General features: G+C 45.0%; 20 protein-coding genes. 2 read left to right on the forward strand and 18 right to left on the reverse strand.

Going from position 1 to position 23,451, the window contains the following annotated elements:
- Window positions 1-92: 92 nt before the first annotated feature.
- The 9 genes from AC58UU_RS20290 to AC58UU_RS20330 all read right to left on the reverse strand — a co-directional run bounded on the left by AC58UU_RS20290 (window position 93) and on the right by AC58UU_RS20330 (window position 9,537).
- Entirely contained in the window at window positions 93-1,982 is a 1,890-nt protein-coding gene (locus AC58UU_RS20290) for a cache domain-containing sensor histidine kinase (protein WP_497318531.1), read from the reverse strand.
- Window positions 1,909-3,549, reverse strand: coding sequence for a response regulator transcription factor (locus AC58UU_RS20295; protein ID WP_497318532.1), 1,641 nt, complete (start codon window positions 3,547-3,549; stop codon window positions 1,909-1,911). Before AC58UU_RS20295 ends, AC58UU_RS20290 begins: the two co-directional genes overlap by 74 nt.
- Before the next feature lie 189 nt (window positions 3,550-3,738).
- The gene (locus AC58UU_RS20300) at window positions 3,739-4,074 is read right to left on the reverse strand and encodes a hypothetical protein (RefSeq protein ID WP_497318533.1); all 336 of its coding nucleotides are present in this window, start codon (window positions 4,072-4,074) and stop codon (window positions 3,739-3,741) included.
- 275 nt (window positions 4,075-4,349) lie between these two features.
- Complete coding sequence (gene ribD, locus AC58UU_RS20305) at window positions 4,350-5,444, reverse strand: bifunctional diaminohydroxyphosphoribosylaminopyrimidine deaminase/5-amino-6-(5-phosphoribosylamino)uracil reductase RibD (protein WP_497318534.1); 1,095 nt, start codon at window positions 5,442-5,444, stop codon at window positions 4,350-4,352.
- Window positions 5,437-6,198: a GTP cyclohydrolase II gene (locus tag AC58UU_RS20310; protein WP_497318535.1), complete on the reverse strand. Its 762-nt coding sequence runs from the start codon at window positions 6,196-6,198 to the stop codon at window positions 5,437-5,439. Before AC58UU_RS20310 ends, ribD begins: the two co-directional genes overlap by 8 nt.
- Window positions 6,199-6,276: 78 nt before the next feature.
- Entirely contained in the window at window positions 6,277-7,641 is a 1,365-nt protein-coding gene (locus AC58UU_RS20315; RefSeq protein ID WP_497318536.1) for a hypothetical protein, read from the reverse strand.
- A gap of 30 nt (window positions 7,642-7,671) precedes the next feature.
- The gene (locus AC58UU_RS20320) at window positions 7,672-8,442 is read right to left on the reverse strand and encodes a DODA-type extradiol aromatic ring-opening family dioxygenase (protein WP_497318537.1); all 771 of its coding nucleotides are present in this window, start codon (window positions 8,440-8,442) and stop codon (window positions 7,672-7,674) included.
- An 8-nt stretch (window positions 8,443-8,450) separates the two neighbouring features.
- Window positions 8,451-9,110, reverse strand: a complete 660-nt coding sequence (locus AC58UU_RS20325; protein ID WP_497318605.1) for an alpha/beta hydrolase — start codon at window positions 9,108-9,110, stop codon at window positions 8,451-8,453.
- Between the two features lie 22 nt (window positions 9,111-9,132).
- Window positions 9,133-9,537 (reverse strand): DoxX family protein, encoded by a 405-nt coding sequence (locus tag AC58UU_RS20330; RefSeq protein ID WP_497318538.1) that lies wholly within the window; start codon window positions 9,535-9,537, stop codon window positions 9,133-9,135.
- Between the two features lie 150 nt (window positions 9,538-9,687).
- Between AC58UU_RS20330 and AC58UU_RS20335 the strand changes: the two genes are divergently transcribed.
- Complete coding sequence (locus AC58UU_RS20335; protein WP_497318539.1) at window positions 9,688-10,239, forward strand: helix-turn-helix domain-containing protein; 552 nt, start codon at window positions 9,688-9,690, stop codon at window positions 10,237-10,239.
- A gap of 113 nt (window positions 10,240-10,352) precedes the next feature.
- On the opposite strand, the gene AC58UU_RS20340 is transcribed toward AC58UU_RS20335, so the two are convergent.
- Complete coding sequence (locus tag AC58UU_RS20340) at window positions 10,353-11,126, reverse strand: TrmH family RNA methyltransferase (RefSeq protein WP_497318540.1); 774 nt, start codon at window positions 11,124-11,126, stop codon at window positions 10,353-10,355.
- 34 nt (window positions 11,127-11,160) lie between these two features.
- On the reverse strand, window positions 11,161-11,865 hold the full coding sequence (locus tag AC58UU_RS20345) for a potassium channel family protein (RefSeq protein WP_497318606.1): 705 nt from the start codon (window positions 11,863-11,865) through the stop codon (window positions 11,161-11,163).
- Window positions 11,866-11,977: 112 nt separating this feature from the next.
- Here AC58UU_RS20345 and sspI point away from each other — a divergent pair, with 112 nt between their 5' ends.
- The gene (gene sspI, locus AC58UU_RS20350; protein WP_171642708.1) at window positions 11,978-12,181 is read left to right on the forward strand and encodes a small acid-soluble spore protein SspI; all 204 of its coding nucleotides are present in this window, start codon (window positions 11,978-11,980) and stop codon (window positions 12,179-12,181) included.
- Between the two features lie 58 nt (window positions 12,182-12,239).
- Here sspI and AC58UU_RS20355 read toward each other — a convergent pair whose 3' ends face one another.
- The 7 genes from AC58UU_RS20355 to AC58UU_RS20385 all read right to left on the reverse strand — a co-directional run bounded on the left by AC58UU_RS20355 (window position 12,240) and on the right by AC58UU_RS20385 (window position 23,397).
- Window positions 12,240-12,965 (reverse strand): MtnX-like HAD-IB family phosphatase, encoded by a 726-nt coding sequence (locus tag AC58UU_RS20355; RefSeq protein ID WP_497318541.1) that lies wholly within the window; start codon window positions 12,963-12,965, stop codon window positions 12,240-12,242.
- 133 nt (window positions 12,966-13,098) lie between these two features.
- Window positions 13,099-14,760, reverse strand: a complete 1,662-nt coding sequence (locus AC58UU_RS20360; protein ID WP_497318542.1) for a glycoside hydrolase family 3 protein — start codon at window positions 14,758-14,760, stop codon at window positions 13,099-13,101.
- A gap of 15 nt (window positions 14,761-14,775) precedes the next feature.
- Window positions 14,776-17,064 carry a glycoside hydrolase family 3 C-terminal domain-containing protein gene (locus AC58UU_RS20365; RefSeq protein ID WP_497318543.1) on the reverse strand — a complete coding sequence of 763 codons (2,289 nt, stop codon included), beginning with the start codon at window positions 17,062-17,064 and terminating at the stop codon, window positions 14,776-14,778.
- A gap of 56 nt (window positions 17,065-17,120) precedes the next feature.
- Window positions 17,121-19,829, reverse strand: coding sequence for a family 78 glycoside hydrolase catalytic domain (locus AC58UU_RS20370; RefSeq protein WP_497318544.1), 2,709 nt, complete (start codon window positions 19,827-19,829; stop codon window positions 17,121-17,123).
- An 86-nt stretch (window positions 19,830-19,915) separates the two neighbouring features.
- On the reverse strand, window positions 19,916-21,436 hold the full coding sequence (locus tag AC58UU_RS20375) for an ABC transporter substrate-binding protein (protein WP_497318545.1): 1,521 nt from the start codon (window positions 21,434-21,436) through the stop codon (window positions 19,916-19,918).
- A gap of 83 nt (window positions 21,437-21,519) precedes the next feature.
- Window positions 21,520-22,404 carry a carbohydrate ABC transporter permease gene (locus tag AC58UU_RS20380; RefSeq protein WP_409372011.1) on the reverse strand — a complete coding sequence of 295 codons (885 nt, stop codon included), beginning with the start codon at window positions 22,402-22,404 and terminating at the stop codon, window positions 21,520-21,522.
- Window positions 22,405-22,419: 15 nt separating this feature from the next.
- Complete coding sequence (locus AC58UU_RS20385; protein ID WP_497318546.1) at window positions 22,420-23,397, reverse strand: ABC transporter permease; 978 nt, start codon at window positions 23,395-23,397, stop codon at window positions 22,420-22,422.
- Between the last annotated feature and the right edge of the window lie 54 nt (window positions 23,398-23,451).

Below are 23,451 nucleotides of genomic sequence, written 5' to 3' on the forward strand. Positions count from 1 at the left end.
GGGAAATAAAAATGAACAATTTTACGAAATACACAACAAATATGAGCACTTTTCCCCAATAAAAAAAGCGTTTACAATTAGGTGGTACTTTTTTACGATTTTTGGACTTTCGGGATTGTTACTTTCAATTTAGTCCCTATATGCTGTTCACTTTCAATTTCAATCCCATAAGGATCGCCAAAATGAAGCAGAATTCTTCGGTTTACATTCATTAGGCCGATTCCTGTATCTTGTTGGTTATCTTCACTGCCCTTGCTCTTCAAAAATTGTTTGATTTCTTGAACCTTCATGTTGGACATGCCTTCGCCATTATCGTAAACAAACAATACGATTTCATGGTTTTGTTCTTCGGCTGCGATAGTAATTTCGCCTCCATTGCGACTGTTAAGACCATGATAAATCGCATTTTCTACCAATGGTTGGAGGAGAAAACGAAGGATTTGGCATTCCATCACATCATTGGGTATGCTAATTTTGACTTTAATCTCCCCAGCGTACCGATAATTCATAATTTTGATATAATTCTCGAGATATTCGATTTCTTCACGGATAGAACATAATAGATCATTCTTTTTGAACATGGGATGCAGAATGTCACCTAACGTTGTGAGACTTTCCACAATATTGTCCGCTTTGACCATTATGGCCATCCATTTGATGGTATTTAACGTATTGTAGAAGAAATGGGGATTAATCTGCGACTGCAAAGCGCCAATTTCTATCCTTCTCTTCTCTTCCTCGATCGTTTCCTTTTGCTTAAGAAGTTCCACGATACTTTTCGACATTTTATTAAATTGCGCAATCAGAATCCCAAACTCATTTCTCACATCCAGATCAAGTGTAAGACCTAGATTTCCTAGTTCCATTTTCTTCATGACCGTGGTTAATCGGTTCAGCGGCATCGTAACCTTACGGATCCAGTACTTGGATAAGATAGCTGCAAAAACCAAGCTAAATATAAACATTATGGTCACGATCTGTCTTAATGTAAAAATATCCTTGGTAAATTCACTCAAGGGAATTTCATAAATTAAAATCCAATCAAAGCTGCTGCTTTTGTAAGACATGATTTGTTTCTTATCGTGTTCATAGCTAGAAAACTTATCGCCGCCGTTAGCAGCAGATAGGAATTGCAGCGGTATCGTACCTTGATTGCCTATCTTGGCTACGTCGCTGTGAGAAACTATTTTACCCGAACCATCCATGAGGTACATTTCTCTGTTCCTGTTATCACTTGCATGATTATAAATATCAGTAAAATACGTCATATCCACATTAATCACGATGGTACCCGTCTGACTATTCGAAAATATGCTTCTGGCTGCAGATATGTAAGAAGTCGGCTTTGAATCTGCTGCTTCTTTAGAGAGCGTATTGCTTGTTGCTATGTTGAAATCCTGAGCCGTAAAGCCACCAAACCAAGTCAGTGTTAGCGCTTTCGATTTTGCCTCAGGATAAATTTCCGACCTATAAAATTTGTTCTGTTTACTCGATGAATCATAAAGAATATCATTACTATTCGAACTAGCCCTAATGATGAATCCGTCTTCCCCATAAAAGCTAATGGAATCGATAAACTTGTAATTAGAAAGCATTTGTGCAAAATCTTTGAAAGCTATCTCCATTTGAAGAATACGATCAATCTCTGTCATGTTCTTGTAATCAATCAAATTTTGCAATTCGCTGTCCAAAACAAGCTGCCTGGAAACCTGATCCACCTCACCCGCAAAAATAGATAAATTGTAATCATATTGTTTTAACTGCTGCAGACTATTCTCTTTCGCATTATTTTTTAATATATTTAATATTCCTGAATATGAAAAAATCGAGCTTATGGTGAAGATAAGCAGGAACATGACCAAGAAAGAAACAAACAAGAGATTGGACAAGGAATTTCGATATCTCCTTTTAAAGAACGTTCTCATCGTCCCCATCCATCCTTTCTGCCCGATTCTCCACAAACCATTGCTTCTGAAACTCATTCGGCCTCATACCTGTGACCTTTTTGAAAACGCGGCTAAAATAGCTGTAATCCATATACCCTACCCTTTCGGCGATTTCATAGGATTTAAGATGTGTGTTTACCAACATATCCTTGGCCATGTCTATTCGGAAACGGTTCAAATACTCAATAAAGCTCAAATCTAAATTTTTTTTGAATAAACTGCTGAAATGATTAGGGCTCAATTTCACCTGATCCGCTACTTGCTGCAATGAGATATCTTGATGGTAATGTAGTTGAATAAACTTCGCCGCTTCTGCGATTTCTTTATCGATGAATTTCTTCTTCGCATGACTGCTTTTAAGCTCGTAGAGGAATTGTTTGAAAATATCTATCGTTTCATCTAATGTCGTGCATTTATGAATTTGGCCCGCAAAATCAAGCGCCATATTGGAGATATCATCCATGTATACATTTAAATAAACGGTTGGCCAATGGATCCATCGGATCACCATGATTTGGATTTCTGCTTTGGAGATACTCGTTGACTGGGTAAGGGTCTTTATTCCCGCTTCTATTTCTTTCGAGTACCTCTCATTAAATTGATCTGAATCTTGCCACATTTTTTCTAGCTTCATGCTAATATCTTTCAGTAAGTTGTCTCTCCCCATATCTTGCCATTGGATGAATCTCTCATTCCCCAAAATAAATCGTTGCTCCAGCGCGGATACACATTCACGATACATTTGTTTAAGCGAAGCGTATCCGTTATTAATCGTGCTTATTCCGGAGGAAACGGATGTATTCAGGTATTTTTTAATAATATTGTTAATATGTGAGAGTATTTCTTGGACATTCTGGTAAATCATTTGCTCGCTAATCATATCTGGAAAGCTGAAAAGGAGCAGATATTTCTCATCTTTCTCATGTAGAACTTCCCCTCGAAGGTATCCACCCAACAATTCATTGATGATGTTCAGAATACTGAATCGGATCAGATTTCCTTGATTGTCTTTTAATTTACTTTCCATTTGCTCAAATTTATCGATCGCAAGTACACATAGGACCAGCCGCTCCGGACTTATGCGAAAATGTAATTTATTCGTCACTTCAGCAAATTCCGTTTCCGAATATCTTCCGTAAAACAAATAATCCTTCACTGCATTTTCTTTGAGATGAATGATGTTCGCTTTCAAATCCTCTTGCACGGGAGTAATAGGGATATTTTCTTCCAGTAATTCAGCTTGTACTTTTTTCAAAACAGATTCCATTTCAACGATGGACATTTTTAGTTTGAGAATATAATCAGAAATTCCCAATTGAACGGCTTTTCGCAACAAATTGTACTCGTCATAGGCTGTCAAAATAATAATTTTCGTTTTTGAATCTTTTTCTCTAATTTGAGAAATAAGCTGCAAACCATCCATGATTGGCATTTTAATATCCGTTAAAATCAAATCTGGTTTTTGGTCATGATAAACTTCCCAGGCTGCTTGTCCATTCGAAACATCCGCAATCACTTCCATACCCAATTCGCCCCAATCAATGGAGCTTTTCAGACCAATCCGCACCAACATCTCATCTTCTACAATCAAAACTTTATACATCGACAACCCTCATTTCTTAATTAACACTTTTATATAGTCATTATTTGGAAAAACGGAACTCTTTGATTTTACTTTAACATAAGATATTCTCTTTGCTAGTAGCTCCTAAGGAATTGGCGTAAAACAACAAAACGACAGGGGAAGGTAATCCCCTGCCGTTTCTATTGCTTCATTGCTTCAATCATCATCTTAGATCGCGAGATCCTGCAGGTAATCTTCCGGTGTCGTCTTTGGCGGCATCCCTTTCGTGACTACCTCATAGAAATACTCAATCTCACACACATAGGCATCCTTATATGTCGGGCGAACAACCGATTCCTCAAAGCTGTCACCTCTTGTTTCGCTAATATGCAGCGTCGTTGGCAATTGTCGGATATAAGGTGTGTCATACTGAATAAGAACTGATTTATTCTCACCATAAACCTCGATATGAGCGTCAAATCGTCCCTGTTGGTCCATCCCTGTTTCAAATGTGGCGTTGAAGCCATCAAATTCGAAAATCGCATTCTTGAATCTGCCCCCCAACTAGGATGAAGCCGCCTTCACACGAATGGGCGTTCCAATCAATTCCTGCATGGACGAAATATCATGACTATTTAATCCAAGCAATAATCCATAGGCTCCATACATGTCATCAGGCGCTTCACCGACCGCTCTCTCATTAATCTATATCCGATATTTACATAGTCTTGATGGGGAAGAATAGAAAATAGAGCTCAAATGGTCATTTTATCGACCAATTGAGCTCTAACTTTTTTATATAGAGTTTTCTCTACAGCATACATCCAAATTTCATGTTATCACTCTTTATATACCGGATATCCAGTAAATTTAAAATCTTTGCCCAGTGTTTGAACACTTACATCGGATAGCTCTACAGCGTCACTCATTTTCTCGAATCCGGTTCCTTCTAGAAACGTCGGCGCATTCCGCCCGCCAATTAACTTGGGAGCCATGTAAATGATCATTTTATCTGCGAGCTTATTTTCAAAAAATGAAGCATTGATTTCGCTGCCGCCTTCAATCAAAAGAGAAGAGATCAATTCCTTACCTAATATCTGAAGAACTTCGAATGGATCGACCTTGCCGGACTGCTCGGTTACAAAAATTTTGACACCGGCTGATTCCAATGCTTTTCGCTTTTCAGGCTCATGAGACTTTGTCGTAAATACCCATGTGGGGGCTTGCACATCCGTTACCACCTTTGCTCCCGTGGGCAAACGTAAAGTAGAATCTAGGATCACGCGAACAGGATTCCTGCCATTAGGCATCCTTGTTGTAAGCTGGGGATCGTCTTTTATCACTGTATTGACGCCAACAAGTATCGCAGCGTTCTCATTTCGAAGCATATGGACGTCCTCGCGCGCTAAATCGGAGGTAATCCATTTGCTATCCGATGTATAACTTGCAATCTTTCCATCCATCGTGATAGCGGATTTTAGGGTTACAAATGGCGTCTGATGAACGATAAATTTATTAAAAACTTCATTCATTCTTCGGGATTCATCTTCACATACACCGACGATGACTTCGATGCCTACTTCCTGAAGTATACTTACTCCTTTACCCGATACCAATGGATTAGGATCCATTGAAGCAATAACCACCCGTTTTATACCGGCTTCCCTGATGGCCACAGCGCAAGGCCCGGTTCTACCATAATGGGAGCATGGCTCAAGCGTTACATAAATGGTCGCCCCTCGCGTGTGTTCGCCAGCCATACGAATAGCATGAATTTCAGCATGAGGCTCTCCCGCTTTCATATGAACCCCAATGCCTACGATCCGGTTATCATTCACAATGACAGAGCCAACAAGTGGGTTCGGATCTGTCTGCCCTTTCATAGCCATCGCATTCTGTAATGCCAGCCTCATGTAAAATTCGTGGTTAGTCATTATTGCAACAGCCTTCGCCTTCGTTCAAGTGTCCGGACCGCTCGATTTTCGTTTTCAAATATTTCTCATTATACTCGGAGACATCCCCCCAAAGCTGCACCCGATCCTCTACATCCAGACCTGCCTTACTAAGCGCATCTAATTTTTTGGGATTGTTTGTGATCAGTGTGACCGGCTTTGTCCGAAGTGCTTTTAAAACCTTTATCGCATCGCTGTAATCACGTGAATCATCAACAAAACCAAGCTGAAGATTGGCATCCACGGTATCATATCCGTTTTCCTGTAGAATATAGGCGAGTGCTTTACTGAAGAGCCCGATGCCTCTTCCTTCATGATTGGCCAGATAAAATAAAGCGCCGCTTCCATGCTCGGCAATATGTTTCAACGACTGATTGAGCTGATATCCGCAGTCACATCGCTTGCTGCCGAAAATATCTCCGGTATGACAGATGGAGTGAAACCGAATCAAGGCATGATCTGCATTTTGAAAATCCCCATGGACAAGTACACTCGATTGTTGATATTCCGCTAAATTAGCAGAAGATAATTTGGCGACAATACGCTCAAAATCTTCAGTCACTTCGTTGCAATTGAGCCAGCAGTACCATTTAAACTGGACTGTCTCCTCAAGTAAGTTAACCGGCAGCTTAATGGGACCAACAAGATATACGGCTCCTTCGTCCGTTTTAATCAGTTTTATTTTCTCCTGTAAAAGAGAAATCACTTTAGGATCAAAGCTTTGTACAACAGGCATGGATACTTCTCCTTTTCAATCCAGATTGGGGTTTCCGACACATAGTCTATGTCTTATTTTGCGTAAATAAATGCGCAACTATGTGGGGGCAACAACAACCTTCAAATAAATGATCAGCACTATCGCCATACAGCCGGCGAATTTATAATTCGGCACGGCTACCTCAAACACTGGCTTCTTAAACAGACCCGCCAGCAAATTGTTCACGGCCGAGGCTGGTGATATGGGATTGGACAAGCTCCAGCTTCCCAGCAGCAGTACTGCGAAATACATCGGACTGATTTGCACGCTCACCGGATCAATGCCGCCCGCAAGAATGGTGACCGGCACGATCGGATGAAGACCGATTAACGAGGTTCCCGCAATGAGAGCCACCGTGAATACCGAGAATGTTAAGGATACCGACAGCGGTATTTGCTCCAGTAGTGCCGGAACCGTGGTTCCGAACTTCGTTACGCCGATTGAACCGCTGAAGAAGCCGGCGGCCAAAAACAGCGTGATTTCCTTCTGCAATGCGGGTAGCGTGACTGTAACATGATTCTTCAACCCTTGTCTGTATACGGCCATAGATCCCTTAGCCATGCACCAGATCAGCGGAAATAATACAGCCGCCATACAAATTAATATCACCATCGGCAGCTCAACCAACCGCTCCAATAGCAATATGTCGATTATAGCAGTTATTAAATACATCCCAAGCCCTATCGGAAAAGCTGCACTCCCCTGTTTCTTAGTCAGCTCATGTTGAGGTGGCTCCGTTTCAGCCTGCCGCAGCTCCCGGAAGTCGACCGCCCAGCTTACGACGAGGCTAAGGACAGCCAATCCGAGCAAAAAAGGCAGAACGGACGACCAAGGCAACTCAAGGGCCGATGTCACGAGCGTCATCGCGGCGAAATACGGCGACCAAAGAATCGCCCCCGCAAATCCCCGGTTTAGCGCATTTGCAAGCAGCCGGGACATACCGGGTTGTGGTTTTACAAAGACCATCTGATACACGACAGGGATCGAACCGACGTTGATAAACACGCCCATGATTTGTGTAAGAAACTGCGTTCCTATGAATAATGCTGCTTTGCTGCGAAATTTTTCTTCGTAGAAACGCTTCAGGGCTTCAACATATTCGGGAAGCCGGACTGGAATCCCAAATAACGGCGCGAATAGGAACAGCGTAACGATTGTCACGTTTATTCCCGCCGACTCGAACCAAACTGCCGACTCCACTTTCTGAAGCAACATGAGGACTGTCCCGGCAATCATAAAGGATACTGTAAGCCAGAAGGTCAAGCCCTTAAGCTTCGGCAACAATATGGCGATTGCAATAAAGACAAGGCATCCCAGCAGAGGAGTAAGCATCTCCAGCTGCGTCAGCTGCTGCACAATATAAACCGCGGCAATGGAGAATATGATCGTCCTCTCCATTGCCGCTTTAACTGCGGATTTCATCCGATCCGCCCTCTTTCATTCACTTAATTATTATTTAAATTGCCAGCAGCTTAAGCTTAGATTGCCGTATTGATAGCTGCGATGAAGCAGCTTCGCCTTACGGTTAGAGTCACCGGTTCCCATCGCAAGAAGAAGTGGAATGAAGTGTTCACTCGTTGGCACGGCCTCTTGGGCATTAGGAGCTAGTTCATGATATTGAAATAGCGCCTCCGTATCCCATGACTCAAGCTTTCTCTGTAGCCAATTGTCGAACTGCTCCGCCCACTCATCTATGCCTTTGGGCTGCCAGTTCAATTTTCTTAAATTATGGACTGTTCCTCCGCTTCCGATAATGAGAACATCCTGTTCCCTAAGTTCCGACAACGCTTTGCCAATTTGATACTGCTTCTCGTTGCTCAGATGACGGTTCACGGATAGAGCGACAACCGGGATATCCGCCTCAGGATACAGCAGCTTCAAAACAGCCCAAGCCCCGTGGTCTAGTCCTCTGCTCTCATTAAGAACACTCTGAATGCCGTGCTTCTGAAACAACGAATGAACCTGCTCGCCTAGTAAATGATCGCTTTTGGCCGGATAGGTCATCTCGTAAAGCTCATCCTGAAACCCGCCAAAATCATAAATGGTTTCATATGTTTCAGCAGCGCTGACCGTCTGTACCGACTCTTCCCAGTGAGCGCTAAAGAGCACGATTGCTTTCGGTCTAGGTGTATGATCCTTAAAGTTCTTAAGCAGTTGTGTATATTCGTTATCCTCAAGCACGATCGATGGGGCGCCGTGCGCGAAAAAATAGGAAGGCATCATGAGGCTTCTCACTCCTTTTTTGTAATCAAACCAGCATCATGCTTAAGCCAATTCAATATATCAAGTTGGTTCTCTTCCGATACGCCATGGTCGGTTGGATATAGTTTAAATGTCATTCGCTGCGTCTGATCCTTAAAATACGACGCCGTCTCGTGGCCTATCTGAACCGGGAATACGGAATCGTACTCTCCATGTGAAACAAATATCGAAACGTCCTTCACGCTTCGCAGTGGATACTCCGTCTTCACAAAGTCAGGAACGTACCCGTTCAGCGCAACGATTCCATTCAGCTGATCTCCTATCGTAAGTGCAAGTGTCATCGACAGAATTGCGCCTTGGCTAAAGCCAAGCAAATAGCGTTTGCCTGAATCGATCGGATACTTTTCCGTCGCATAATGTATGAATGCTTCGAGTTGTTTAACCGTTTCGTCAAACATCTCGCGGATAGGATTGCCCAGACTTTTCAAATCATAATACTGGTAACCGGCTCCAAGCGGTAAATTGCCGTGAATACCGATAATGATGAAATCATCAGCCAACGTAGCGACCAAACCGAACATATTTCTTTCATTGGAGCCTTTGCCATGCAGGGTAAAGACCGCCGGATATCTCTTGTCCGGGTCCATATTGGCCGGTAAATGAATGTCATATTGATAAAACGGGTTCATCATAATCCCCCTTAGTAGTAAGTTATGCGCTGCGTTTGTTCATAATAAGACGGTCGACCGAGAGAATCGATTGTTCGGCAACAACAAGATACAACGAAACCAATATAAATCCAAGATCAAGCTCGTAGCCGGGTGTCTGAGCGTTGCCAAGAAGTCCGGCGGAAAGCTTCGCGGTAAAAATAGCGCCGATTAGCATGACTACGAACAATCCCGATACATAACGAGTAAACAATCCCACAATTAGCATAATCCCGCCCACAAGCTCAAGCACCGCCACGGCATAAGCCAAAAATCCAGGAATACCTATTGAACTGAACCATGCATCTACATTGCTGAGTCCCATTTGAAGCTTGGCGACTCCGTGAGAAAAAAATATGATTCCCATCACCACACGCATAATAACCGAAACAACTGCTGTCTTTGTCATTCTTATTCTCTCCTTCATAAAATATTAGTAATATTAAAATAATGTTTATATAAGTAATTTAATATAAGACATGCTAGCATGTCAACAGGAATTTTGCTAATATGTAATTAAGTTTTGTATTACTAATATTTTATAAGAGGTGCAATCGGGATGGACATCGGCTCAACTATACGGGCGATTCGGAAGCGAAAGAATATCACTATTGCCCAAATTTGTGAAGAAACTGGCTTGTCTCAAGGCTTCATGAGTCAGCTTGAAACCAATAAAACCTCCCCCTCCATATCGACGTTGGAAAACATAGCGCAGGCTTTAAAGGTGCCTTTGGCTTATTTGCTCCTAAAGAAAGAGGATCGAATGAGTATTGTTCGGAAGGCTGAACGAAGAATCACAACAAGCGGTTCCGAAAATCTAAAGGTAGAGCATCTGAGCTCCACAAAGAACGTTAGGATGATGCTTGTAGAGTTCCCTCCTGGGGCTTCGACGGGGGACGTACCTCATGCTCATGAAGGCGAGGAGGTCCATGTTGTCATTAAAGGAAGAATATACGCAGAGCAGGGAGAAGATGCGGCTGAATTCGGAGATGGCGATTCGTTCAGTTGGAACGCATGCACGCCCCATGTGGTGAGAAATATAGGGGAAGACACGGCAATCGTGCTTATATCCATCTATACAGAAAGCGACAGCGGACGAGACCTTATCTAAAATGTGTAGGGGCATCTGGAGACACTCATTTCGATTAAACAAAAAAACACCCTCAACCGAGCCAAACGGCCAAGTTGAGGGCTTTCTTTTTTCATCAGTTAGAAGCCATGCGGTTACACCAACCGCTGCCGCGAAGCCTCAAATAGCAGCACCGTCGCGGCCATCGCGACGTTCAGCGATTCCGCTTTGCCCTGCATCGGAATAATCACCTGCACATCCGACTGTGCAGCGACTTCCGGCGACACGCCCTTGGCTTCGTTGCCGAGGATTAGCCACGTCGGCTGCCGCAGGTCCGTGTCGTAGCACGAGCGCTGCGCCTGCAGGCTCGTGGTCACAAGCCGAACGCCGCGCTCACGCGCACGCGGCAGCAGCTCAAGCAGATCTGCCTCCACAATCGGCAGATGATACATCGATCCCATCGTTGAGCGGATCGTCTTGGGATTGTACAGATCGACCGTGCCGCGGCCGAGCACAACAGCCTTGGCCCCGACGGCATCTGCGCTGCGGATGATCGTGCCAAGGTTGCCCGGATCCTGAACGCCGTCCAGGACCACTACAAGATCATGCTCGCCAGCGAGCAGCTCGTCCATGCCAAGCTGCGGCCGAGCTATAACAGCCAAAACTCCCTGCGGCGTCTGCGTATCTGTGCATTTTTCCAGCACAGCCTGGCTGACGCCGACCCATTCCACAGATGGAGTAACCTGCTCAGCTAACCCAGCAGGAACCCCTTTTTCCAGGCTATAAACAATCGTCTCCACCGAAGCTTCTGCACGTAATGCTTCCTCGACGAGATGGTAACCCTCAATGATATATTTCCCTTGTTTGTCCCTGCCTCGGCGTTCTAAAAGCTGCGCCCATTCTTTGACTCTAGCATTCTGAACAGACATAATTTCCGTATGTACGCTTGTCATTTATTCCTACCTACTCTGCGAAAGTCACTTCAAAAGTTTGAAGACTTGAATTTTTACCTACAAGAACCAAAATATCGTCTATTCTAAGCGGCTCTTCCGCACTTGGCGGAATGATCAGCTGCTCATTTTGTTTGATCGCAATCACATTACAGCCATATTTAGCCCGGATATCCAACTGTTTGAGGCTTTTACCAATCATTTGTGTAGACACCTTAATCTCAACGATGCTGTAATCAGCAGAAAGCTCTATGTAATCGATAATATTAGATGAGATCAGATGATGCGCCACACGCTGTCCCATATCTCTTTCTGGATAAACGACTTTGTCTGCGCCAATTTTTTTTAACACTTTTCCATGCAGATCATTTACAGCTTTCACTACTGTCGTAGGTATGCCCATTTCTTTGAGGATTAATGTAGTCAGAATACTCGCTTGAATATCCTCACCAATAGCCACAACCACAACGTCAAAATTTCGAATACCTAGAGCTCGCAGCGCTTCTTCATCCGTAGAATCTGCCTGAACAGCATGTGTGACGAAAGCTGAAACCTCTTGGACTGTCTCTTCACGATGATCAATAGCAAGGACCTCAAACCCTAATTGTGACAATGTTTTAGCGACGCTAGACCCGAATCTTCCCATCCCAATAATCGCAAATTGCTTTCTCACTGTTGGCGTGTCCTCCAAATTCCTAAGATTATTATAGTATAACATACTCATGGACAGCATCTCACTATGCACGGAAAGGTGGCGAAGTGTGGAAGGATGAACGGCTTGAAACTTGCGCATATTAATATCGATAACGAAATGGAAGCGAGGTCCACGAATGAACATCACCTTAAGACAGGCCATCGTCCAGCGAGTCCAGAATAAATCGAATAATGAGCTTCAGGAAGTTATTGAGGACTCCATCGGCGGAGAAGAACGGGTTTTGCCCGGACTTGGTGTGCTTTTCGAAATCATATGGCAGCATAGTGAAGCAGATATTCAAAACCAACTTGTAGAAACACTCAAAGACCATCTCGAATGACTTTACCACATCTAGCTGGCTAAGGGGTTGCCTGTGGCATTCCCTTAGCTGGTTTATCCTAATTTGGGAACTTACAGGCAGCAGGAAATCTCCCTTGAAGACGGCGAGTCGCTGTGCCACTCAGATACGAATCCCAAGCTGGTCTAAGTATGTTTAAAATATCATGAAACGTCTCAAATGGATAATACGCTGTTCCTTCCTCATTCAAATACCTAGCAAGACTCGCTCGCGCAAAAATCCAATCGGCAAAGCCGGAACCATAATAGTCACTGCTGCCATCACCGATGTAAATGACAAGACATCCTTCCTCTTTTAGCTGCTTAACAACACTTGCCTTGCAGCACCCGCACCATTTGCATGCTTGATTCGTATTCTGGACCCCGAACTGAAATTGACCATCCTCCAAATAGGTTATCGGATTCCCGATAACTCGGTCTACTTTCACCTGCTCACGACTTAAAATTTGCTCAATATAATAAAGCATCCCATCACTTAAAACCGTAACGGGCACATCTTTCTGCTGGCAAAAATCAATAAAATCCCGCGCACCATCCCGCAAATGTACACTCTCAATCAACTTATCAACCTGCTCCTGCCGACCTGCAAGATTAGGGTATGCCGCTTCAATCCAAGCCAAAGAACCGACCTTTTTCTCTTGAAACTGGCGCGAAGCCTCTACCACCTGCGGGTCATTCAACACACCTAAGCCTTCCATCAACACATCTCCTACATCTTGCTCCATCAATGTTCCGTCAAAGTCTGTCACAACAGCAATTTTTTGCATGGCTAATTCTCCCCCCTTATAAACTTAGAATCCGATATTCATAGTTTCTATATAACAACAAAAAAACCTGCCCAAAGGGACAGGTTCTACTCTAGCTATTCTACTCTACTATTCTACTTTCACACACTTCACTTTATAATTTAGCCCACTCTAAACCGCAGAAAGCATCAATTGGAGACTCTCCTCGAAATGGCTGCTTACCAACTATACATGAAATTATTTCCTTCTGTACCGACAAAGTAGCGTTATATGCGTTTATCATTGTAGGCATAGACGGTAGTTCATATAGCGTGTACGGATTTCCCAGCGAGATAAAAACGGTCGGCACCTGTGTAGGGTACCATTTGAAGAGACCTCCTGTCTCTTGCGGAGAAAGACGCATGGAATTTTGCATGAATCCGGGCGATTTCTGAACAAGAAAAATAACAGCGTCTATTTCGTTGTCCTCTTCTTTCACTTCATATTCCCGAACTACCGTGAAGCCTTCGTCACTCAACATCCGGGCAAACTCGTCTCCCGTTGCGGCCTTATCGGCAAAAAAGGAGGCCTCATCCGATGCAGCTAATAGTAAAATCCGGTTGTGCTTTTGAGGCGTTAGAGGTAGAAGGGCCTGAGTGTCCTTAACCAGCGTTACCGATTTGCTCGCAATTTCCGCTGCCAGCTGCAGATGGTCGGCAGAACCTACTACGTCAAGATCCCTTTCATCTGCGGAAGTCAAATGAAGACCAAGTGACGCTTTCAGAGCCAGTATTCTTGTGACCGCCTCATTCAGCCGCTCCTCCGTGAGCACGCGGTCATGAACGCCCTGAAGCATAGCCTGGAAATCTTCCTGCATATCATTCGTAAACAGGAACATATCAACGCCAGACGCAATGCATTGCGGAATGATATCTTTACGTCGGCCAAAGCTCGCCATACCAATCATCGATGTAGCATCGGAAACGATAAGTCCGTTAAATCCGAGCTCTTCCCGCAGAAGCTTCGTGTTCAATTCATGCGATAAGGATCCCGGTGTATGTTTAGTTCTTACGTCCGTGATTCCCAATTCTTCATAATAGCTTGGCAGCGTGATGTGAGCGCTCATGACCGTTTTGACCCCGTTCTCGATCGCTGATTGATAGACTCGGCCGTAGGTCTCGCGCCACTCTTTCATCGTTAACGTATTATTCGTCAGCACTTTATGCTGATCTCGGTCATCCATGCCGTCACCAGGCCAGTGTTTCACGCAAGCAGCCATCCGGTTGTTCTTCTGAATAGCATTCATAACGGGAAGAGCAGTTTGTTCCACGATACCTGGCGTATCGCCGAATGCGCGGATGTTGACGATGGGATTCTGAAAGTTGTAATTGATATCAATGACTGGTCCGTACACCCAATTGAACCCCATAGCGTGACCCTCAACTTCTATGGCAGCTCCAAACGCGGTTGCTAGGTCTGGATTGTTTGCGGCAGCCAACTGCATGTTTGAAGCCAAATTCGTTCCATCGGCTGCCCCGCCTTGTCCGCCATTTTCAAGATCGCCGGAAACCAGCAGCGGTACTTTACTGCGCTTTTGCAAGTCACGGATTATAGATGCCTGATGCTGCTTCGTTGCATTTGGGGAAAATCCAAATACATGGACTCCCCCTGGGCGAATACTAAGCAAATCCTTTTTGGCTCCAGTATCAAACGGTAGATCTACGGTGATGAACAGTTGGCCCACTTTTTCTTCCAAAGATAATCCATGTAACGTTTCGTTAACCCACTGAACCGCTTCATCGTCCAAATGAAACGGTTTTGCTTTCAGATTAACCATGCCTGTCTCCCCCTTTTAACGCGTACTAACGCTTACTTTTCTTTCCAAAATGGCGTTCAAGTTTTTTAAATCGTCAGCCAACATCTCTTCGGAATATTGCCCTTGCCCAAAGCCAATCATTGCTCGTAGCGGCATATATCTCATCATAGCCATCAGCATGTCTGGGTTGTCGCCCAAGAGAGCGTCAAAGCCGAATTTCCCAATAAATTCTTTTGCTTTATCCACCGTAAGCGGATTAGCCATCAAGTCGCCGATTAGTGAGTTGCGATTATACGCCCCTGGGAGGGTGACCGTAGATTCGACCTCGATCGTTGTACGAAGTTCGATATCTCGCGAAGATTTTCCAAGTAAGATGTCAAATTCCCCGGTTTCCACATGCCAATCGCCGATTTGAACGTTGTAGTAAGCGAAAGCCCTTTGATCCAAAACAAAGGTAACTGTTTGTTGTTCTCCTGGCTGCAGTTCGATTTTTTGGAAGCCTTTCAGTTCTTTTTGCGGACGATTGACACTGCTCTGAACATCCTTGACGTAGAGTTGAACGATTTCTTTTCCGGCATAGTCCCCTGTATTTTTCACAGTCGCTTGAACGGTAACCTTCTCATTATCTTTGATCGCTGATTTGTCTACACGCAGGTCGCTGTATTCGAAATTGGTATAACTAAGGCCGAACCCGAATGGGAATAAAGGCTCAATCTCTTTGGTGTCGTAATAACGGTAACCGACAAATACGCCTTCTTTATATTCTACTTTGTCGCCCTCACCTGGGAAATTCAAGAAGGACGGGTTATCACTTAGTTTCACAGGGAACGTTTCTGCAAGCTTGCCGCTCGGGTTCGCAAGGCCAAACAACAAGTCTGTTACCGCACCGCCAAAAGCTTGCCCCCCCAAGTATCCTTCCAACACGGCTTTTGCTTTGCCGATCCAAGGCATTTCAACCGGCGAGCCATTACTTAAAATAATGATGAGGTTGCTTTGAACTTCCCCCACCGCTTCGATCAGTGCACGATGATTGACTGGAATGGCCATATGTGTACGGTCGTATCCTTCCGATTCGTAGCGATCTGGCAGTCCGACAAATAGGACAGCCACATCCGCCTTCGCCGCTATTTCCTTGGCCTCCCTTACCAAATCTTCATCGATTTCATCGCTATCCAACTTATAGCCTTGTGAATAAATGATTTGCGCTGCATCACCTGCGACATTCATCATTTCTTCAAGTGCATCGTCCAGCTTGGTCGGATTGACATGGGAGCTTCCGCCGCCCTGGTAACGCGGATTCTTGGCAAATTCACCGATTACAGCAATTTCCCCTTGCTTGCGAAGCGGTAAGATATCCCCTTCATTCTTGAGAAGCACCATGCTTTCATGTGCAGCTTCTCGAGCCAATATATGATGGGCTGCAGTATCGTAAACAGCATCTGTCTTACTGCTATCAACAGCCCTAAAGATGAAGGTTAACATCCGTTCGACTGCAAGGTTCAGCGTTTCCTCCGAAAGCTCGCCGCTTTTTACTGCTGCAACAATCTTTGCATCTCCGATGCCAGCGCTTGAAGGCATTTCCAGTTCCAATCCAGCCTGAAGAGATTTTACACGTTCGTTAACCGCACCCCAGTCTGAAACAACAAAGCCTTCAAAACCCCATTCATCCCGTAAAACCTGAGTTAGCAAAAATGCGTTCTCCGAAGCGTATTCACCGTTGACTTGATTGTAAGAACACATCACACTCCACGGTTGTGACTGCTTAACAGCGCCTTCAAAGCTGGCCAAATAAATTTCTCGCAGCGTCCGCTCGTCAATGACGGCATCAACGGACATTCTCCGATGCTCCTGGTTATTCGCGGCAAAGTGCTTGAGCGAAGTACCTACACCCTGACTTTGTACGCCTTTGATGTGATTGGCCGCCATTTCTGAAGAAAGGTACGGATCCTCCGAAAAGTATTCGAAATTTCTGCCGCACAGAGGCGACCTTTTGATATTGGCTCCCGGGCCAAGAAGTACCGCAACGTCTTCCGCCTGGCATTCCTTCCCTAATGCCTCGCCTACTTTGCCGATCAGCTCCCGATTCCACGAAGCGGCCATGCCTGCGGCCGATGGGAAGCAAGTAGCAGGTACACTGTTATGAAGACCCAGGTGATCCGCGTCTTTTTTTTGTTTCCGTAAGCCGTGAGGACCATCCGTCACCATGAGTGATGGGATCCCGAGACGCTCTATGCCCTTCGTATGCCAGAAATCCAAACCCGAGCATAAGCCCGCCTTCTCTTCCAGCGTCAATTTGGAAATTAGTTCTTGAATTTTCGAATTCATCGGATTCTCCTCCAAAAGATTAAGTTTAGTTTTTTTCAAACAAATCCATGCAGCTCTTAGCCAAATACAAACGGCTTTACTTCCGGAAGTGGCGGAATAGACTGCGTCAACACATAACTGAAGCTGTATTGACCGGAGCCTGCTTCCAAGCTCACACCCATATCCGTAACCTCAACATTGGAAATGCCTGGTGTCTGCATGAGAGCTGTTCCGCTTTCTGTCACACCATCCGCTGGAGCGTAAGGGAGGCGAATTTCAGCCGTTGCGTTCGGCGGAATCACCACCTGAATGTCTAATCGTTCACCATCCAATTTCGTCCAGCGGCAGCTAACCTCTCCGTACAACGTGTCGATACGCCCCTCTGCCCATGTCATGCCATCGCCAGGCTGAGGACGGATGATCACCCGTTTATAACCCGGCTGCTGTTCATCCGTATCAATTCCGGCAACAACACGGTACAGCCAGTCTCCAATGGCGCCGTAAGCATAATGGTTAAAGGAATTCATATCCGGACTCCAAAAACTGCCGTCCGGCTTAATCCCATCCCAGTGCTCCCAGATGGTCGTGGCGCCTTTGGTCACTTGATACAGCCAGGACGGATAATCCTGCTGAAGTAACAGCTTATACGCGAATTCCGATTTGCCGTTATCGCTCAGCACGTGGTTCAAATAAGGAGTGCCGACAAATCCGGTAGTAAGATGAAACTTCTCCTCTTCGAGCAATTCTAGCAGCTTGTGGACGGCACGTTCCTTGGCTTCGCCCTCGACAAGTCCAAACATAAGAGACAACACCTGCCCCGTTTGAGTAGGCACAGATAAACGACCAGTTGGCGTGACGAACTCCTGTGTAAAAGCATCGATAATGCGCGTATGCAGGTCTGCATAACGTCCCGCTTCCTCTGATCTACCTAGCACCGCGGCCGCTTTCTGCACCAACGACACGGAATAAGCATAGTAGGCCGTTGCGACAAAATCCCGCGCCGTAGCCCCTATATAGCTGTCTGGCCGAGAATCCAAAGCAAGCCAATCCCCGAAGTGAAAGCCGGAATTCCACAAATATTCGTTGTTGCCTTGACGCCTAATGAATTCTACCCAGGCTTTCATACTGTCGTATTGTTCTTCCAACACGCGCTTATCTCCATAGCATAAATAGAGTGTCCATGGAATGATGACCGCCGCGTCCCCCCAAGCAGAAGCAGACTGCGCTTTCTCACTCAAAACATTGGGAACCACAAACGGCACGCCTCCATCAAGCTCCGCTTGCTCGGCCTTCAAATCATGCAGCCATTTCCGGAAGAAAGGCACTACGTTCGATAAATAGGCGGACGTACGGGCAAATACCTGAGCATCCCCTGTCCAACCCAACCTCTCGTCTCTTTGCGGGCAGTCTGTAGGAACATCCAGGAAATTCCCTTTCAGCCCCCACCGTATATTATGCTGAAGCTGGTTGACAAGCGGATCGGAGCATATAAACTCTCCCGTTGTTTCCATATCTGAATGCAGCACGATACCTGTAAAATCTTCAAGACGGATCGGTTCTGGAAACCCGACAAGTCTGATATACCGGAAACCTTGGAAAGTAAAATGAGGTTCGAAAGTTTCTCTCTCTCCTCCTTTGAGCACATAGCGGATCGTTTGCTTCGCTTTACGGATGTTGTCCAAGTAGAAGTTGCCTTCATAATCCAATATTTCGGCATGATGGATGCTGACCTCCTGACCAGCGTCTCCCTGCACGGTAAACTGGATCCATCCGACCATGTTTTGACCCATGTCGATGACAGTTTCGCCCTTGGGGGTCGTGATGAGATTGATAGGTTGGATGCTCTCGATTTTACGTACGGGTACGTTCTCCTGTGCCACCAAAACATCTTTGCTTTGTTCGATCACATCGACAGGTTGCCATCCGCCGTCATCATAATCTCCACAGCTCCAATTAGACCGCTTGAGCCGCGCATCGTACGTTTCACCGTCATAGATTTCCGACATCAAGATCGGACTTCCTGACACTTTCCAACGGTTATCAGAAACAATAACCTCTTGCCTTCCATCCGCATAATCAATGTGGATTTGTACCAAAAGTGCAGTTCGGTTTCCGTAATGCTCGTTTTTCCCGTCCCAGCCAAGAACACCTCTATACCAACCGCTGCCTAATAAGGCGCCAATTCCGTTCTTTCCGCTGCTCAGCAGTTCCGTAACATCATATGTTTGGTATTGAAGGCGATGCTTATAGCTGGTCCATCCCGGGGCAAAATAGTGGTCCCCTACTCGTTTCCCATTCAACTCTAATTCATAAATGCCAAGTGCTGAGGCGTAGACACGGGCCGCACTTACTTCTCCATCAATGAGAAAATCCCGTCGAAACATTGGAACTTGATCGGCGCCCGCTGGGAGCGCTGCTGCGGGAGCACTGATCCATTCAGCCGACCACTCCGAAGAATCTATGAATCCGGTTTCAAAGATAGCCTGATCAGACCAGCCAGAACTTAGTCCCTGCTGGTTCCAAGCTTGAACGCGGTAGTGATACCTTTTGCGCGAAGCTGTTTGAAGCCCTTTTAATTCCACATGAACGGATTGATCTGAATCCACTTTCCCAGTGTCCCAAACCGACCGCTTAAAATCTGCGTCTTCTGCCACTTCAATGCGGTAAGCCGATTGCACCGCTGCTCGTTCAGAGGATTGCAACCGCCAGCTAATCCTTGGAGTCTTGAGATCTAACCCAATCGGATTCACTTGATATTCACAACGAAGATCCATTACTTTAAACATGACGTTTAAACCTCCTGCTCTGAATGCACGATCAATTTAAGAAAAACCGTACCCCACCTGTTGTAGAGTACGGTTCAAGTTCATCCTTATTTACCTGCGGTTTTAGCCCAAGCATCAATTTGCTTTTGTTTCTCAGCGATGATCTTGTCAAGACCGGCCGTTTTGAGCTTCGCATTGAATTCGGCAGTCAATGCCGGATCTAACGTACCGCTTTCCAGGCCTACTTTATATTGATTGATCACATTAGTCGCAGCAGCAAGTTCTGTTTTAACCGGATCCACGTTAAATGTGAAGCCGACTGCTTTCGACTTAATGGCCTTGTCGTTGTGCGCTTTTGTCAAATCCCAAATTTTCGGATCTGTACCTTCCCAAACGTAAGTCAGGAAGTTATTGCCGACTTCCCATTGGTTGAATTGGTAACCGCTTTGCTTGACGCCATCTGGTAGCGTAATGATGTTATCCGCTTTTTTCACATAGTGTTTACCTTCAATACCCAGGGAGACCAAGTTGGCAATGTCCTTGTCGGTGTACATCATGTTCAAGAATTGCATAGCTCTCTCAGGGTCTTGACTGTTCTTCGTGATTGACATCATGAAACCTGTGATCGATACGGAAGTTTGCAAAGGTTTCGTCAAACGAACAGCAACCATGTCTTTTCCGGACAAATTCTTTTCCTGCTGTTCAAAGCCAGGCTTCATATTCGATGTATAAGAGAACGCCTTGCCCGCTTTGACCAAGTTAACTCCTGTTTCTTGCGAAGTAGCGATATCCTTCAAAATATAACCGGCTTGATACCACTTACGAGCTAATGCAACAGCATCTGTAAATTCCTTCGTTTCGAACAGATTCACGATTTTGGTGCTGTTCCCCGGATCGGCAAGTACACCCAGGTTGTCCCCTAATGTATCCACGATAGAGTTGTACATATTGGTTCCCGGCATATTATTGTTCGTTTGCTGAACCAATGGCGCTAATCCTGGCTCGTTATCTTTGATCGTTTGGAACACAGGGTCCAGATCCGCCCAAGTTTTGACTTTGCTCAAATCAATCTTATACTTGTCCACCAAATCTTTTCTCATAATGATGCCATTGTCGGAGCCAATATCCCTCAAGCTTGGAACCCCGTATACTTTTCCGTCGATCTTGGATCCATTAATCAAATCCATTCCCACCGTGTCTACAAGACCTTTTCCATGCTTCTTAAGCAAATCGTCTAATGGCTCTAATTGACCTTTAGCGACTTGGCTGCCAAAGTTGCCAATGATAGAGGAAGAGACCATTAGATCAAGCTTCTCGCTTCCTGCCAGCATCAGATTCATTTGTTGTGTCCAAGCGGAAATACTGATAGGCACCAATTTAACGGTTGCATTGATTTTTTCTTTGGTAATTTTGCTGATTGCCTCAGCCACGAGATTCGTGTCCGGCATATCATTCAGCTGTATATACGCCATTGTGATTTCATATGGCTTGGAATTCGCAGGCTTAGCGCTATCTGTCGCTGCTTTATTCCCATCATCGCTAGTGCTGCTGCCGCAAGCTGAAAGCAAGGTCGACGTTGCAAGAACAACACTTAATAATCCGCTAGCTCTTTTCCATTTCTTTTCCATGGTTCATAATCCCCCTAATGTATATGAATAATGGTTGATCTATACTAATCGAATCCGAAGGGATTCAAGAGTAGCCTCGGTCGTTAACCTTTTACAGCACCAAGCGTAAGACCTTTGACAAAAAATTTCTGGAAGAATGGATAGGCGCAGAAGATCGGAACGATTCCGATAACAGCTATAGCCATGCGAACCGAATCTGTCGGTATGTTCGAAGATGCTTGTGAAGCATTGGTCATGCTGCTCTTCTGAAGGAACTGAATATCGCTCAGCATCCGATTCAGCATATTTTGAATACTGAAGAGCTTGCTGTCGGTTACAAAGATCAATCCGTTAAACCAATCGTTCCAATATGATATACCCAGCATCAGTCCAATGGTAGCCAGAATCGGAAGCGATAACGGGAGCACGATACGGTAAAAAATCTTGAATTCGGAAGCGCCGTCAATATACGCCGATTCAATAATTGCTGCCGGAATCGAAGTGCTGAAGAACGTTCGGATTAGTAAAATGTAAAAGCCGTTCGTCAGCAATCCAGGGATGATAAGCGCCCAAATCGTATTTTTAATATGGAAAAATTCGGTGTAAATCAGATAGGTCGACACAAGTCCGCCGTTAAAGAGCAGCGTGAAAAATACGAGAAACGACATCACTTTGCGAAGCGGCATATCACTGCGTGACAAAGGATAGGCGAGCATCGTCGAGATAGCCAAGCCCACAGCCGTCCCGAAGATCGTAATGAAAACCGTGATGCCATAAGCCCGAAACAACGAAGCCGAGCTCTTCATCATATACTTGTACGCTTCTAGACTAAACACACTTGGCAAGAGTGAATAACCTTCGTTGATAATTGCTTTCTGATCGGTAAAGGAGGCCATAACAAGCAGGACAAATGGGAAGATGCTGGCACAGGCCATGAGAATAAAGATCAAGTTAACCGCGTATTGATTCATGTGATTCGATTTCATGATAGCACGCTCCTTTCTTTAGAATAAAGCTTGTTCCGGGCTTTTGCGGCGAATGATAAAGTTGGATACTAGCACCAGCACGAATCCCACGACTGACTGGTAAAATCCTGCCGCTGAAGACATTCCGATGTCGCCAAGCGTCATTAACCCCCGGTATACATACGTGTCGATAACATCCGTCGTTGGCTGTAATGGGCCTGAATTTAAAGGCACCTGATAGAACAAACCGAAATCAGAGTAGAAGATGCGTCCAATGCTTAACAATGCCATGATAATAATTGCCGGTGATAGAAGCGGTAGCGTTATCGTGCGGATTTGCTGCCATTTGTTCGCGCCGTCTAGCGTCGCTGCCTCATAATATTCGTTATCGATCCCAACAATGGCTGCCAAGAAGATGATACATAAGTAACCTACATTCTTCCAAATGTTAACCAGTGTTAAGATGTATGGCCAATATTTAGGTTCTGAATACCAGGAGATAGGATCAATTCCGAATAGCGGTAAAATATGATGATTGAGGAATCCGTTCTCTCCATTCAACATGGCAAGTGCCAAATATCCGACGATAACCATGGAGATCAGATACGGCAATAGAATGATACTCTGGTAAAAACGGGACATAAACCGATTTTTCACTTCATTCAGTAAAATAGCTACAGCGACAGCCAGAGCCAAATTGATGATAATGAAGAGCCCATTGTACAGTATCGTATTTCGGGTAATGACCCAGGCGTCAGCGGTTTTAAACAAATATTCGAAATTTTTGAGACCAGCCCAATCACTTCCGAATATCCCCTTGCGGTAGTTGATATTTTTAAAAGCAATCACAATCCCAAACATAGGGAGATAATTATTAATAATCAAATAAATCATGCCAGGCAAGACCATTAGAAATAGCGCACGGTAGCGTTTAAACGTTTTCAACGTCTTCTGCAGCGTACCCGTCTTCCTTACAACCTTAGCGTTTTCATATAAAACTTCTGCTTTGGTGTTCATCCGGTGTCAACTCCTTCTCTTTATAGCTTTAGTATAGAAGAAGTTAAACTAGGC

It is taken from the genome of Paenibacillus sp. JT22N1, from assembly GCF_059692155.1.

Excerpts from the sequence above, each read along its gene's own strand:
- AC58UU_RS20290 (WP_497318531.1), bottom strand. The coding sequence starts at position 1,982 with ATGAGTTTCAGAAGCAATGGTTTGTGGAGAATCGGGCAGAAAGGATGG.
- AC58UU_RS20295 (WP_497318532.1), bottom strand. The coding sequence starts at position 3,549 with ATGTATAAAGTTTTGATTGTAGAAGATGAGATGTTGGTGCGGATTGGT.
- ribD (WP_497318534.1), bottom strand. The coding sequence starts at position 5,444 with ATGACTAACCACGAATTTTACATGAGGCTGGCATTACAGAATGCGATG.
- AC58UU_RS20310 (WP_497318535.1), bottom strand. The coding sequence starts at position 6,198 with ATGCCTGTTGTACAAAGCTTTGATCCTAAAGTGATTTCTCTTTTACAG.
- AC58UU_RS20315 (WP_497318536.1), bottom strand. The coding sequence starts at position 7,641 with ATGAAATCCGCAGTTAAAGCGGCAATGGAGAGGACGATCATATTCTCC.
- AC58UU_RS20320 (WP_497318537.1), bottom strand. The coding sequence starts at position 8,442 with ATGATGCCTTCCTATTTTTTCGCGCACGGCGCCCCATCGATCGTGCTT.
- AC58UU_RS20325 (WP_497318605.1), bottom strand. The coding sequence starts at position 9,110 with ATGAACCCGTTTTATCAATATGACATTCATTTACCGGCCAATATGGAC.
- AC58UU_RS20330 (WP_497318538.1), bottom strand. The coding sequence starts at position 9,537 with ATGACAAAGACAGCAGTTGTTTCGGTTATTATGCGTGTGGTGATGGGA.
- AC58UU_RS20335 (WP_497318539.1), top strand. The coding sequence starts at position 9,688 with ATGGACATCGGCTCAACTATACGGGCGATTCGGAAGCGAAAGAATATC.
- AC58UU_RS20340 (WP_497318540.1), bottom strand. The coding sequence starts at position 11,126 with ATGTCTGTTCAGAATGCTAGAGTCAAAGAATGGGCGCAGCTTTTAGAA.
- AC58UU_RS20345 (WP_497318606.1), bottom strand. The coding sequence starts at position 11,865 with ATGTTATACTATAATAATCTTAGGAATTTGGAGGACACGCCAACAGTG.
- sspI (WP_171642708.1), top strand. The coding sequence starts at position 11,978 with ATGAACATCACCTTAAGACAGGCCATCGTCCAGCGAGTCCAGAATAAA.
- AC58UU_RS20355 (WP_497318541.1), bottom strand. The coding sequence starts at position 12,965 with ATGCAAAAAATTGCTGTTGTGACAGACTTTGACGGAACATTGATGGAG.
- AC58UU_RS20360 (WP_497318542.1), bottom strand. The coding sequence starts at position 14,760 with ATGGTTAATCTGAAAGCAAAACCGTTTCATTTGGACGATGAAGCGGTT.
- AC58UU_RS20365 (WP_497318543.1), bottom strand. The coding sequence starts at position 17,064 with ATGAATTCGAAAATTCAAGAACTAATTTCCAAATTGACGCTGGAAGAG.
- AC58UU_RS20370 (WP_497318544.1), bottom strand. The coding sequence starts at position 19,829 with ATGTTTAAAGTAATGGATCTTCGTTGTGAATATCAAGTGAATCCGATT.
- AC58UU_RS20375 (WP_497318545.1), bottom strand. The coding sequence starts at position 21,436 with ATGGAAAAGAAATGGAAAAGAGCTAGCGGATTATTAAGTGTTGTTCTT.
- AC58UU_RS20385 (WP_497318546.1), bottom strand. The coding sequence starts at position 23,397 with ATGAACACCAAAGCAGAAGTTTTATATGAAAACGCTAAGGTTGTAAGG.